This is a genomic window from Dapis brunnea BLCC-M229 (genome assembly GCF_050015995.1).
GTDB lineage: Bacteria > Cyanobacteriota > Cyanobacteriia > Cyanobacteriales > Microcoleaceae > Trichodesmium.
Window position 1 is genome coordinate 1 of the sequence record NZ_JBNHEP010000028.1, and the last position, 13564, is coordinate 13564.

The 13564-nt window shown below is 35.4% G+C and carries 11 protein-coding genes; 6 read left to right on the plus strand and 5 right to left on the minus strand.

All coding sequences use genetic code 11. The features are described from left to right. The first annotated feature begins 977 nt into the window (after positions 1 to 977). From carB to ACP6PM_RS02680, 4 genes are all read left to right on the plus strand, one after another. A complete protein-coding gene (carB, locus tag ACP6PM_RS02665) occupies positions 978 to 4208 on the plus strand; it encodes a carbamoyl-phosphate synthase large subunit (protein WP_426581631.1) in 3231 nt (1076 codons plus the stop codon). Between the two features lie 930 nt (positions 4209 to 5138). Beyond that, complete coding sequence (locus ACP6PM_RS02670) at positions 5139 to 5480, plus strand: DUF433 domain-containing protein (RefSeq protein ID WP_426581596.1); 342 nt, start codon at positions 5139 to 5141, stop codon at positions 5478 to 5480. A 20-nt stretch (positions 5481 to 5500) separates the two neighbouring features. Further along, positions 5501 to 6586, plus strand: a complete 1086-nt coding sequence (locus tag ACP6PM_RS02675; protein WP_426581598.1) for an AAA family ATPase — start codon at positions 5501 to 5503, stop codon at positions 6584 to 6586. After that, positions 6587 to 7186, plus strand: coding sequence for a DUF3226 domain-containing protein (locus ACP6PM_RS02680; RefSeq protein WP_426581600.1), 600 nt, complete (start codon positions 6587 to 6589; stop codon positions 7184 to 7186). A 188-nt stretch (positions 7187 to 7374) separates the two neighbouring features. Here ACP6PM_RS02680 and ACP6PM_RS02685 read toward each other — a convergent pair whose 3' ends face one another. From ACP6PM_RS02685 to ACP6PM_RS02695, 3 genes are all read right to left on the minus strand, one after another. Beyond that, positions 7375 to 8166, minus strand: a complete 792-nt coding sequence (locus ACP6PM_RS02685) for an HvfC/BufC N-terminal domain-containing protein (RefSeq protein ID WP_426581602.1) — start codon at positions 8164 to 8166, stop codon at positions 7375 to 7377. After that, positions 8166 to 9065 (minus strand): MNIO family bufferin maturase, encoded by a 900-nt coding sequence (gene bufB, locus ACP6PM_RS02690; protein WP_426581604.1) that lies wholly within the window; start codon positions 9063 to 9065, stop codon positions 8166 to 8168. The genes ACP6PM_RS02685 and bufB overlap by 1 nt, the downstream gene beginning before the upstream one ends. A gap of 209 nt (positions 9066 to 9274) precedes the next feature. Further along, a complete protein-coding gene (locus ACP6PM_RS02695; RefSeq protein ID WP_426581606.1) occupies positions 9275 to 9553 on the minus strand; it encodes a BufA1 family periplasmic bufferin-type metallophore in 279 nt (92 codons plus the stop codon). A gap of 730 nt (positions 9554 to 10283) precedes the next feature. On the opposite strand from ACP6PM_RS02695, the gene ACP6PM_RS02700 reads away from it, so the two are divergent. Both ACP6PM_RS02700 and ACP6PM_RS02705 read left to right on the plus strand, forming a co-directional pair. Further along, the gene (locus ACP6PM_RS02700; RefSeq protein ID WP_426581608.1) at positions 10284 to 10787 is read left to right on the plus strand and encodes a hypothetical protein; all 504 of its coding nucleotides are present in this window, start codon (positions 10284 to 10286) and stop codon (positions 10785 to 10787) included. 1 nt (position 10788) lies between these two features. Then, entirely contained in the window at positions 10789 to 12006 is a 1218-nt protein-coding gene (locus ACP6PM_RS02705) for an FAD-dependent oxidoreductase (RefSeq protein WP_426581610.1), read from the plus strand. A gap of 3 nt (positions 12007 to 12009) precedes the next feature. Here the strand turns inward: ACP6PM_RS02705 and ACP6PM_RS02710 are convergent, their stop codons facing one another. Then, the gene (locus tag ACP6PM_RS02710; RefSeq protein ID WP_426581611.1) at positions 12010 to 12915 is read right to left on the minus strand and encodes a sulfotransferase domain-containing protein; all 906 of its coding nucleotides are present in this window, start codon (positions 12913 to 12915) and stop codon (positions 12010 to 12012) included. Positions 12916 to 13407: 492 nt separating this feature from the next. Beyond that, positions 13408 to 13548, minus strand: a complete 141-nt coding sequence (locus ACP6PM_RS02715; protein ID WP_426581613.1) for a hypothetical protein — start codon at positions 13546 to 13548, stop codon at positions 13408 to 13410. Positions 13549 to 13564 lie beyond the last annotated feature (16 nt).

The window sequence follows — 13564 nt, forward strand, 5'->3', positions numbered from 1 at the left end:
TATCAGTTATCAGTTATCAGTTATCAGTTATCAGTTATCAGTTATCAGTACCTCTATGGAATAGGGAGGTTTTAAATACTGAAGTTTATTATTTTCATCCCCTTAAAAGAGGAAGCTTGATATATTAATTTGGGGTTGGTAATTGGTAAGATGATTTTCTACTAGGAGTGATACCCATCATTTACTCTAGTCAGATATTTAGAGGTATCAGAAACAGATTACTATTAAAGTTTCATGTCTTGATTTACCAATGCCCTTAATTTTTTGGTCAAAAGTTATAAAGTATTAATTTCAACTTCTATCAACTCATACCAAATTAAAAAAAGGAAATCACATCTTAGATTTGTGATTTATAGCGTTTTCCAAGCTCGTGAGGTACAGTTATTTTTTTGTCTTTTTATTCCCTGTTTCCTCAAACATAAAATTTTGTATTTCACCAGTATGGGAATTGCTATATTCCTACAATAAAAAATTATAAATCCCATAAATTGTAAAAATAAAACATTTTTTCCTCTGTTTTTATTTTTTTTTCCTGTTCCCTATTCCCTGTGCCATGACTGTAGCAATATTTTATGAAATTGGTATTAGAAATCCTACAAATCAAAAGTTAAAAGTTAAAAATATTAATTCCGGCTTCTATCAAGTCAGATTAATTAATCATAATATATAGCAATCGTAAATGATTTGTGAAAAAAACTTTAGGGGTTTGGTCTTTTCATCTGATTTTCACTTTGGTTTGGATAATAAACCCCTACGATCAAATATGACAACCTATTTAAGATTGTTATAGCAGGGTTAAATAATTAACAATTAATCATTGCCTCTTCTTTTTTATCCTTAGTATTAAGAGTCTTTAAAACTTATACCTTTGAATTACCAAATATAAAATTGGTATGTATATACTAACACAACCACTATACCAACCATTAAAATACTTTGGATTAAGTCTTAATTCTCAAACAAATACAAATAAATCTATGCCGCGACGCCAAGATATACGCAAAATCCTACTGGTTGGTTCTGGTCCGATTGTAATTGGCCAAGCCTGTGAATTTGATTATAGTGGAACTCAAGCTTGCAAAGCTCTTAGGGAAGAGGGTTTTGAAGTAGTGTTGGTAAATTCCAATCCTGCCACAATTATGACAGACCCAGAAATTGCCGAACGTACCTACATTGAACCTCTAACCCCGGAACTTGTAGAAAAAGTTATTGCTAAAGAAAGACCAGATGCTCTATTACCAACAATGGGCGGTCAGACTGCTTTAAATATAGCAGTTTCTCTGGCAAAAAATGGCACTTTAGCTAAATATGGTGTTGATTTAATTGGGGCTAAACTACCAGCGATTGAAATGGCCGAAGACCGTCAATTGTTTAAGGAAGCAATGGGCCGGATAGGTATCGAGGTTTGTCCATCGGGTATTGCTAGTAATTGGGAAGAGGCCAAGGTGATCGCCCAAAAAATAGGAACATATCCTCTAATTATTCGTCCTGCTTATACTTTAGGGGGGACCGGGGGTGGTATTGCCTATAACCAAGAAGAATATGAAGTAATGGCACAAGCGGGAATAGATGCTAGTCCGGTGTCTCAAATTTTGGTGGAAAAATCCCTAATTGGTTGGAAGGAATACGAACTGGAAGTAATGCGAGATTTGGCAGATAATGTGGTGATTATTTGCTCGATTGAAAATATTGACCCGATGGGGGTACATACGGGAGACTCTATTACTGTTGCTCCAGCGCAAACGTTGACGGATAAGGAGTATCAACGACTGCGAGATGCTTCGATTAAAATTATTCGGGAAATAGGTGTGGAAACTGGGGGGTCGAATATTCAGTTTGCTGTTAACCCGGTGAATGGGGATGTTATTGTGATTGAGATGAACCCACGGGTGAGTCGCTCTTCTGCTTTGGCGTCAAAAGCAACTGGTTTCCCCATTGCGAAAATGGCAGCAAAGTTGGCAGTAGGTTACAGTCTAGATGAAATTCCCAATGATATTACGAAAAAGACACCAGCTAGTTTTGAACCTACTATTGATTATGTAGTTACAAAAATTCCGAGATTTGCCTTTGAGAAGTTTCCAGGTTCCCAGTCAGTGCTGACTACTCAGATGAAGTCAGTTGGGGAAGCAATGGCAATAGGTCGCACATTTCAGGAGTCGTTCCAGAAAGCTTTGCGGTCTTTGGAAACAGGTAGAAGTGGTTTCGGTGGCGATCGCTGGGAAAAGGTACCCAGTTTGGAACAGGTAAGAGCGGGGTTACGCACACCTAACCCAGAAAGGTTATTTACGGTACGTTATGGTCTGTTACTGGGAATGACTGTAGAAGAAATCTATGAATTGACCGGAATAGATATTTGGTTTTTGGATAAGATGCGGGAGTTGGTAGAGACAGAAAAGTTGATTAAACGCACTCCGCTGAATGAATTGACAAAAGAGCAGATGTGGGATATTAAACGGCAAGGTTTTAGCGATCGCCAAATTGCCTATTGCAGTAAGACTACTGAAGATGAAGTCAGAAGTTATCGGTTGAGTTTGGGAGTTAAACCTGCTTATAAAACGGTGGATACTTGTGCTGCAGAATTTGAAGCGCTGACACCTTACTATTATTCTACTTATGAAGAAGATTCAGAAGTTTTGCCTTCTGAAAAAAGGAAAGTAATGATTCTGGGAGGAGGACCTAACCGTATTGGACAGGGAATAGAATTTGACTATTGTTGTTGTCATGCTAGTTATGCTCTAGGAGAGGATGGGTTTGAAACAATAATGGTGAACTCCAACCCGGAAACTGTATCGACTGACTATGATACGAGCGATCGCCTCTATTTTGAACCTTTGACTAAGGAGGATGTACTGAATATTATTGAAGCAGAAAACCCGGAAGGAATTATTGTTCAGTTTGGTGGACAAACACCTCTGAAGTTAGCGGTTCCCCTGCAAAAATATTTGGAGCAAGTAGAAAGTCAAACCAAAATTTGGGGAACTTCCCCAGACTCTATCGATACTGCTGAAGACCGGGAACGGTTTGAGAAGATTTTACGAGATTTAGATATTCGTCAAGCAGCAAACGGTCTTGCTCGTAGTTTTGAGGATGCTTTGGCAGTAGCGCAGAAAATTGGTTATCCAGTAGTGGTGCGACCTTCCTATGTTTTGGGAGGTCGAGCAATGGAAATTGTTTATTCTGACCAAGAGTTGGAACGTTATATGACATTTGCAGTACAGGTCGAACCAGAACATCCTATTTTAATTGACAAATTCTTAGTAAATGCTATTGAGGTAGATGTGGATGCTATTGCTGATGCAACAGGTCAGGTAGTTATTGGTGGAATAATGGAACATATTGAGGAGGCGGGTATTCACTCTGGAGACTCTGCTTGTTCGATTCCTTATCAAACTTTAGCTCCTGCTGCGGTGGAAACAATTCGCCAATGGACTGTTGCTCTAGCAAAAGCGTTGAATGTTATTGGGTTAATGAATATTCAGTTTGCCGTGCAAGGGGAAACAGTCTATATTTTGGAAGCAAACCCCCGCGCGTCGCGAACAGTACCTTTTGTGTCTAAGGCAATAGGAACACCTTTGGCAAAAATGGCATCGCGGGTGATGTCTGGGAAAAAGTTAGAGGAATTAGGTTTTGTAGAGGAACAAATACCCGAACACGTTTCCGTGAAAGAGGCAGTTTTACCATTTGCTAAATTCCCTGGTACAGATACTTTATTAGGACCTGAAATGCGTTCCACCGGAGAAGCAATGGGTATTGATGTTGACTTTGGTAAAGCTTTTGCCAAAGCACAGTTATCCGCAGGGCAAAAATTACCTTTAGAGGGAACAGTATTTGTATCAATGAGCGATCGCTATAAGGAAGCAGTTGTACCAGTAGTTAAAGATTTAATTGACTTGGGTTTGAAAGTGGTGGCGACTGAAGGAACTCGGAAGGTATTGTGTTTGCATGGTTTAGATGTGGGTTTGACGTTGAAGTTGCATGAAGGACGACCTAATGTTTTGGATGGGATTAAAAATGGAATAATTCAGTTAATTATTATTACTCCTTCTGGAGAGGAAGCGCGTGCAGATGGGATTAAGATTCGCCGGAGTTCGTTGGATTATAAAATACCATTGATTACGACTATTGCGGGGGCGAAAGCAACGGCAGCGGCGATCCGAGCGTTGAAGTCGGAAGCGTTGGAGGTGAAGGCGATACAGCATTATTACTGAAGAAGGGAATAGGGAATAGGGAATAGGGAATAGGGAACACGAAGAGGTTGTAGGGTGCGTTAGACGGTTGAAATTCAGACTCGGAAAGAGATTTAGCAATCCGTAGTAACGCAACGTTTTAGTATAACCTAACCCCCCAACCCCCTTCCCTACAAGGGAAGGGGGAGAAGGAATATTCACCCCTCTCCTCGCAGGAGAGGGGTTGGGGGAGAGGTTTTAATTTGACGGCAAACAGTCAACCCTGTAGGGAGGTTCCATGGAACCTCCCTACATTTTTCAAAAAGATTCTTATAAACAAAGTAAAAGAGGGGAGCAAAGTTTAATTTATTATATAGAATCCGGTTATACAGTATATGTTTATAAGTATATCTACACTTTCTTGCCTTCAATCTCTCAACCTCCCCTTTTCCCCACCCTCCCCACACTCCCCATACTCCCCACCCCCAAATATATGATAAGTATTCAACCGGATTTGATATTACCCCTCAACTTTTAACTTCCCTTCGCGATCGCAACTTTCATGCTAGAAAGTCGCTATAAACTGAAAATTCCTGTAGTAACGCACAACCGCGATCGCTCTGTTAATCTACAACACCAAATCAAATTCCATTATCTTGAAAATATTTTTTATACAAACTTTGATCATATCACTCCCAGACTTCCTAAATATACTAACCAATAAAAATTTCTATAATTTATTTGAAGCCGTAATAAAACGGTTGTTAAACCATAATATCCGGAAAGTTTAGTCTAACCTCATCGAAAATTCATAATTACTGTTGCCGTAGCTATACATTTCAAGCCTTTATCTAGTAATTAATTCCACTGATTTTAACTAACTACAAAATCTCTATAACTAACCAGAAATATAAGGATAAGTCATCTCCTGTGTTAGAATCAGAAACATATAAATAATTAAATAATTACTCCATGCAATCAATATCTACAGAACATATTTCCATTACACCAGGAATGTGTGGCGGTAAACCCCATATTAAAGGACATAGAATTAGAGTACAAGATATCGTTATCTGGCACGAACAGATGAAAATGTCTCCAGACGAAATTGTTTATCATTATCCCAGTCTAACTTTGGGAGATGTTTATGCAGCACTAGCTTATTACCACGATAATTTGGACGAAATTCGCCAACAAATTCGAGATAGTGAGGTTTATGTTCAAGAATTAGCTGCTAAGACTCCCTCTATTTTAGAAAGAAAACTGAAGTTAATTGACGTTACCACAACTGCCAAATTTAAACAAAACTTATAAGAAAAAACTTTCCTAATATTATGTTCAAAAGTCTAACAATTAAAAATTTCCGATGTTTTGAAGAAATTACTATTGATAATATCGAACGAGTTAATTTGATTGGAGGTATTAATAATGTTGGTAAAACAGCTTTCCTGGAAGCAATTTCTTTGTTAAACAGTTTAAATTCTATAGAAGTTCCGTTTGGATTAAACTTTAATAGAGGAGCAATTCAAAAACAAACTCTTGACGTTGAAGAAATTTGTGAATGGTTATTTTATCAAAAGCAAGTTGGTAAAGCAATTAAAATCACAACCATAGATAAAAATGATGAAGAGAAAGAGTTAAAACTGACTTTAGATAAAGCATCAAGACCAAGATTATTTCCTTTAAGTCCAACAGCAAATAGCAGAAAAACTATCAAAGACTTAAAACTAGAGCTTAAAAAATCAGGTAAAAATTTATTGGGTTTTACAGCATTTTTAAGCATAGATAAAGAAGGAGATGTCAGGATAGAATTTCAGCAACATGAAGAACAGGAAATTCAAGAGATAGAACTTTTTCCTCCTAGTGTTTTTCTAAGTAGTCGTTTAAGAGTTTCTCCAACAGAAGATGCCAAAGTTTTTAGTGAATTTGCACAAAAAAACGAACAAAATGAAATTTTAGAAATATTAAAAATAGTAGAGCCAAGATTAAAACGTTTAGAAATTTTAGTCACTGGAGAAATACCTATAATTCATGGAGATATTGGAGGAGATTATTTAATTCCTATTTCATTAATGGGAGAAGGAATTGGAAGGTTATTATCTATTATTTTATCAATTATGAATGCTGAAGGAGGAATAGTATTAATTGATGAAATTGAAAATGGTATACATTATTCAGTTATGGAAAAAGTTTGGCAGTCTATTGATGTAGCAACTAGAAAATTCAACACTCAACTTTTTGCGACTACTCATAGTTATGAATGTATTGGTGCTGCTCATCAAGCATTTTCTAACTCTGAATCATATAATTTTCGTTATTTGAGATTAGAGAGAGAAAAAGAAACTAATTCTATCAAGAGTTTAGTTTATGACAAAGACAATGTTGAGACTTCTTTAGAACTGAACTGGGAGATGCGCTAAATGATTCGGAATCAAAGAATTGAAAAGCCTAAAAGCATTGATAAGGAGAAGCTGATTATTGGTGAAGGAAGAGATGAAGAATCTTTCTTTTCTGCACTAATTAAGCATTTAGAAATTGATGATATTCAAGTAGATTCTTACGGAGGAAAGACTACACTTAATAATTATTTGAAAGGTTTGCATTTAAAACCAGGTTTTTCTAATTTGCGTTCTTTATTGATTACTAGAGATGCTGATAAATTATTCGAGACGGCTTCTCAAAGTATTGATGATTCTATCAGGCGCAATAAATTAAATGAAAGAGAAAATTTGACAATCAAAAAATTTATCTTTCCAGACAATAGTTCTCCAGGAATGTTAGAAGACCTTTGTTTAAGATCTATTGATAGTTCTGATATGGGTTGTATTGAAGAATTTTTTCAGTGCATTAAGAAAAACACAAGTAGAGAAACAAGTGAATTTTCTAAAGCTAAAATACACGCCTGGTTATCTACTCAAATACAACCTGATAAACGTTTAGGTGAAGCTGCTAAAGCAGGATATATTGACTGGAACAACGAAATTTTTAACGAACTGATAAATTTTATAAAAATTCTTTAAATTTACTTTCTTAATTTTTATTTTTACTTATTAAAAAATCAGTTAAAATTCTACTCTTTTTCTATCAACTCCTGAGCATAAACATTATGTTCCCATGCTCCTGTCATAAGTCCAGCAATACCCACAATAGCCACAAATATAATAAGATTTAGCTAGTAGTGAAAATTGCTATAATTCAATCTAGCTAGTTAGTTAATTTTATCAATAGAAAAATCAGTAATCCAACCTCGTTGAACAAACAATGGGAGTAACGAACCAACATCCACTTGATGCTCAACATCAACGAGTTTTTCACAGATAATTTCAAATGGATAATTTCCTTGAAAAGCAGTTAATAATTCCCACTCTTCATCATTAGGTAAATCAATTCGCATATCATAATTTTGTCGCCACAAAAATATTTTCACCCCACCTTCATGTAAACTTACTATTTCATCACCTTGATAATCAGGTTGATTGACTTGCCAAATTCGATGGATAGGATAAACAGACTCTAAAAGTACACTATTTTTTGGTAAATAAAAAATTAATTCTCCCCATTTTTCTTCAGGAATTTCACCCAAAGCTTGGAAATCCAAACCCCTTGTATCTTCACCACAAAAAACGCGATGCCAATGCCATTCTAAACGCGCCACATCTGGCAAATATGGTAAGTGTTTTACAGGTTCAAAATTAGCAAGAAAATCTGGAAACTCTTCCCCATAATCTCCTAAATCTGGTGATAAACAAGGAAACTGATTAATAAACTTTAATCCAGTTGCATTGAAAAATTTTTCACCTACTAACTGGCAGCAAATAGGATAAATTGAGGCTAATGTATCATTTAAATTTCCAACAACATTATTTCGGTAAATTGCTAAACTTTCCGCAGGTGTTAAATTATTCGGTGCTTTGATATGTTTGCTTAATTCTTCTATACTAATAGTGTCTCTTTCCCAAACAGCTCGAAGAAATAAGTTTTGTAGAGCGATCGCTTCCATTACCTTATATTTTCTAATAATTTTTCAGCTTTATTTGCTTCTGCCATTAATACTTCAAAACTAGGAATATCAGTATCCCATTCTATTAAAGTTGGTACTGCACCAAATCTTGCTAATGCTTCTTTATACAATTCCCAGACTGGGGGATGCACGGGATAACCGTGGGTATCTAATAGATAATTTTCTTTTTCTTCGTAACCTGCTAAATGAATTTGTTTAACTCTTGTTTTTGGGATACCATCTAGATAATTTATAGGGTCAATTCCATTATTTATGGCATTAACATAAAGATTATTGACATCCAGAAGTAAGTAACAATCTGCTTTTTTAACTAATCCCTGAATAAACTCCCATTCTGTCATAGTTGAATCCGTAAAACTTAAGTATGGAGAGGGATTTTCAATCAAAATTTGTCTACCTAAAAATTCTTGCACTTGCAAGATGCGGGATGCCACAAAATCCATAACCTCTTCTGTATAAACAAGAGGAATTAAATCATTAAGATAGTGACCATTAACAGATATCCAAGATAAATGGTCAGAAATTAAATCTGGTTCAACTTTTGCTGCTAAATTTTTTAAGCGAGTTAAATAATCCAAATCTAATGGATCTGTTGAACCCAGAGACATTCCTACTCCGTGCAGAGTAACTGGATAATCTTGACGAATTTTTTCTAAATGAAATAGTGGCAAACCACCTGCACAAAAATAATTATCTGATAAAACTTCAAACCAATTTACTTTTGGTTTTTGAGTAAGAATATATTGATAGTGGAGGGAACGTAAGCCAATTCCTGCACCTTTAATTGAGGGTAAATTAATGCAGGATAAATCTCCATCTATCTGCAAACTTGGGCTAATATCAGATTCAAACTTTTTAGATTCTAAATTGGTTGTCATAAGCTATTTTGATATTGATAAAAATATTGCATTCTTTAGTTTTCAGCTAATTTTATGGAAGATAGGAGTCAAGAAAGACATATTTCCTATAGAATATTTTCCTATTCTTGACTCTATCAACCTCAAATCATAACTTTATTAAAAAATGCTATAATTTTTCTAATAATAACTTAAATTTTTAACTAACTAATATGTAGCTAGTTTATTCCTTACTTGCTTGGCTTAATAGTTCCACCAACAATCTTCTCGCAAGTACCTATAGGAACATAAATCCACTCTTCTTTATCTGAATCTACTGTAGCCTTACCTGAACATTCATGTTTGCTAGTACCGCAATCATTCTGGCCAGCTTTAACAATACCAGCACATTTTTCCATACCTTCTTTTCCAGCAAGAGCTTCCTGATTACCACCTACAGTAGCAATACCAACAGCTAATACACCAGTCATTGCAGTAGCTAAAGCTAATTTTTTGTTGATATTTTTCATAATTTTTTATGCTCCAATTAATTGATTTCAATCTTCACTTATAAAGTATTTACAATCGATATTAAGACAGTCTTTGAAAAGTCTGAGACTTACCTGAGAAACTGGTAAATAGTTGGTGAGTATTTTTGAGCATTATGATTCCAACTTTTTCCCGCCCCATTTACCATTAAGTAATATTATAATAGAAAATTTTAAAATTTGCCATGGCCAAACAATGACCAGGTAGTATCTTTAGCAATTCCCACACTACTGAAGTAAAAAATTATCAGTTTTAGGGAATAGGGAACAGGAGAGAAAAAAGACAAGCATACCTCACGGTTAGTGAGAAATGCTATATTATATTAGAGACTGTTTGTCAAGGAAATATAAAAAGGATATAGGGAACAGGGAATAGGGAATAGGGAACTAGGGACGAAGAAATCAAGACAACTATTTGTCAGTTAAAAGTCTGAGAATATAGTGTACCTTTCTAACTCTGGTATTTAGCAAATTTCAATTTCTTGAAGTACTACTGCTTTTAGGTTTGAGTCACTACGCATCTCTCATTGGATTTATAGCAATCCGCGCATAGGTTGCGGGTAATCAAAAAGTAAATAAAAAACTGAAACTCTTACCTGTTCCCTATTCCCTAAAAAGCAGTAGGATTTTTGACACGAATAAAATATAATTGCTATATTTTACAAACAGTCTCTTAGTAATTAATTTGTAGCCAACAATTATCTGCAAAATTATGCAACTTCAAACTATTTGGCAACTCGGCAGTAATAACCCAGAAAATCCCAATAATCTAGATACTATTCGTGAATGGTGGGCAGCTCTAGAAGGAAAAGAAGTTACCTGGCGACAACGACTAATTCCTGATAGTGGAGATATTTCAGAACTTGATTGGGAACCCCAAAGATTTGATGAAATATTTCCCATTGCTCAACCAGAGATTCGTGGGATTACTCTTTATTGGCGAAAACCTAATTCTTCTACAGAAAGTAATACAACTGTGCAAAAGTTAGCACTACATCATACTCGTCAGGAATTATATATTTTTCCACAATCTCAACAAAAACTGGTAATTAGAGTTGCATTACCAGAAGTCAAATATCAAAGAATTGAAATTAATAATCCCGAAATTTTAGTCGAAAATAATATTCTCTTATTTCAGGATGCCAAGCAGTTATTAGAAGTAGAAATTAAACTAACTCCCGAACAGTTAAATCAATTAAAGGAAAAACTGAAATAAGATGACTAATCATACCCATGAAATTATTGATGTACAACAAACAACCTGTTGTATAGTTGGTGGTGGTCCAGCAGGAGTTGTCTTAGGATTACTATTAGCACGTCAAGGTATCCCAGTTACTTTATTGGAATTACATCAAGACTTCGATCGCGACTTTCGAGGAGATACTATTCATCCCTCCGTCATGGAAATAATGGCACAAATAGGTTTAGCTGACCGTTTGCTAGAGTTACCTCACTCCAAAATTCGCACACTCAAGTTAAATTCTCCCAGTGGTGACATTACTCTCACTAACTTCAGTCGCTTAAAAACTCCATATCCCTATATTACTATCTTGCCACAAGCCAAATTTTTAGATTTTATTGCCACTGAAGCACAAAAGTACCCCAATTTTAATTTAATCATGGGTGCAAACGTACAGGAAATTATCGAAGAAGATGGAGTAGTGGGTGGCGTGCGTTATCGGAGTCATGGAGGTTGGCACGAAGTTCGAGCATTATTAACAGTGGGAGCAGATGGTCGTTTCTCCCGAATGCGTCAGTTAGCGGGTTTTGAACCGATTAAAACTTCCCCACCAATGGATGTAATGTGGTTTCGTTTGCCACGGAAGCCAGAGGAAACTGATGGTTTATCAGGTCGCATCGGTAATGGTAAGATGATAGTCTTACTAGATCGCTCAGATTTCTGGCAAGTAGCTTATATGATTTCTAAGGGTGCTTTTGCCAATCTGCGTAGTGCTGGTATGGATTTTTTCCGAAAGTCTTTGGTTGAGTTAGTGCCAGAATTTAGCGATCGCGCTCATCTACTTCAAGATTGGTCTAATATTGCTTTTTTATCTGTAGAGTCGAGTCGCCTTCCTCGGTGGTATCGACCGGGTTTACTGCTCATCGGTGATGCTGCTCATGTCATGTCACCTGTGGGTGGGGTCGGTATTAACTATGCTATTCAAGATGCAGTTGTTGCCACAAATATTCTCAGCGAACCCCTCAAACGTGGAAGTTGGCATTTGTGGGATTTGGCAGAGGTGCAGCGACAACGAGAGTTTCCAACTAGAGTTATTCAATGGTTTCAGGAGTTAGCTCAAAAACGGATTATTGCTCGTGCGCTCAATCAAAATCAGCAGTTTACTATTCCTGCTTTTTTGCGGTTGCCTCTGCTGCGGGATATTCCGCCACGGTTGATTGCCTTTGGAATTTCACCTGTGCGTTTGAATAGTTAAATTTTAATGATTTGATGGTTTAAGTAATACCACTTTTCCATCAGGCAAATTAAGATTTTCCGGTAATTTTTCTGGTAATTCTGGTAGAGAATCTATTTGACTATTCAGTGGATAATTTAAGAGTTTTAAGAGAGGAGTTGCCATTTCCAATACTTCCTCTTTTTGTGCATCAGTCAGAATATCTACCCACTGTCCTAACTTTCCTTTTCTTATATGATTAGGACTATCTTTTTTCATATTATTAAACGAGACTTTTTCTTTGATATCACCTCTAGCTTTTTCGTCTAATTGTATTTCCAAATATTCTAAAATTTTGTCTAGCTCTCTCTCGAAATTATCTACCAATCTTTCATAAAAAACAAAGTAAATATTCAAATCTTTATGATGCTTTAAATATGCTCCTACATGATTCATCCAATCAGAAACAATTGTTTTCATATTTTTGTTTAAATAACTTTCTGGATTAGTTTCATCAACTATTAGAAAAGGGTAATATCTTTGCATATAAGGAGAAAATACAAAATTAGACCAAGAGATTAATATATCTCTAGGGTCTCGAATAATATATATTAGCTTGTCAAATTTTTTGATAGTATTTAATACATTATCACTCATCTGAGCATGAGTCCAAACCAAAGTAGAGCTATTAATATAATCATCTATATCATCAATTGGATATCTAAACATATTACCTATCCTATAAAATACAGCATTTTTTGTAATATCTAAAAAATTAATATTTATTTGCCCTTTGAACAGATTAATATCCAAATTTTTAGCAACTTCATATATGGGTTGGTTTGGAATAAAGCTTTCATACTTTAAATCGCTATAATCAATAATATTATGTAAGATTGTGTGTAGCCAAAAATTACCACTTTTAGGTATTCCAATTTTGAGGATGTGCATGGTCTTCTCTTGATTAATTAATTGTATTAAAATAATTACAGCAGTTTCGGAGGCGCGTGAGGTACAAAGTTTTATTTTCCTAGGGAACAGGGAACATGGAATATAAAAGTAGTCTTATGACTATACCTCAGCATCCTCAAAAGTACTGTAAGCTATCTCACTAATAATGTTTTTGCTAAAAAGTTTAAGTATTGTCATTTCAGTTATCAGTTATCAGTTATCAGTTATCAGCACTACCTCCAGCTTAAGCAGGAGGCTTAAAATAGGAAATTGTCTTCTTTATCCCCTTGAAAAGGGAGGCTTGAGACCTTATTTCTTCGGTCATAACTAAAAACGAGAAATCAAACTTTTCAGGCAAATTTTACTTAAATAAATAAGTATGTTTAGAATAGTGGGATAGGCTCATTAGTATTGAACTTGTACTGCGAAATATTCCGGTATCGTTGGTTGATTGCGATTCGGATTTTTCCTGTACGTTTGAATAGTTAAATTTTAATGATTTGATGGTTTAAGTAACACGACTTTCCCATCTGGTAAATTTATATTTTCCGGGAATTTTTCTGGTAATTCTGGTAGAGAATCTATTTGACTATTCAGTGGATAATTTAATAGTTTTAAGAGAGGAGTTGCCATTGACAAAACTTCCTCT

Coding starts and splice junctions, on each gene's coding strand:
- ACP6PM_RS02675 (WP_426581598.1), top strand. CDS start 5,501: ATGTTCAAAAGTCTAACAATTAAAAATTTCCGATGTTTTGAAGAAATT.
- bufB (WP_426581604.1), bottom strand. CDS start 9,065: ATGACAACCAATTTAGAATCTAAAAAGTTTGAATCTGATATTAGCCCA.
- ACP6PM_RS02705 (WP_426581610.1), top strand. CDS start 10,789: ATGACTAATCATACCCATGAAATTATTGATGTACAACAAACAACCTGT.
- ACP6PM_RS02700 (WP_426581608.1), top strand. CDS start 10,284: ATGCAACTTCAAACTATTTGGCAACTCGGCAGTAATAACCCAGAAAAT.
- ACP6PM_RS02670 (WP_426581596.1), top strand. CDS start 5,139: ATGCAATCAATATCTACAGAACATATTTCCATTACACCAGGAATGTGT.
- ACP6PM_RS02695 (WP_426581606.1), bottom strand. CDS start 9,553: ATGAAAAATATCAACAAAAAATTAGCTTTAGCTACTGCAATGACTGGT.
- ACP6PM_RS02715 (WP_426581613.1), bottom strand. CDS start 13,548: ATGGCAACTCCTCTCTTAAAACTATTAAATTATCCACTGAATAGTCAA.
- carB (WP_426581631.1), top strand. CDS start 978: ATGCCGCGACGCCAAGATATACGCAAAATCCTACTGGTTGGTTCTGGT.
- ACP6PM_RS02710 (WP_426581611.1), bottom strand. CDS start 12,915: ATGCACATCCTCAAAATTGGAATACCTAAAAGTGGTAATTTTTGGCTA.
- ACP6PM_RS02680 (WP_426581600.1), top strand. CDS start 6,587: ATGATTCGGAATCAAAGAATTGAAAAGCCTAAAAGCATTGATAAGGAG.
- ACP6PM_RS02685 (WP_426581602.1), bottom strand. CDS start 8,166: ATGGAAGCGATCGCTCTACAAAACTTATTTCTTCGAGCTGTTTGGGAA.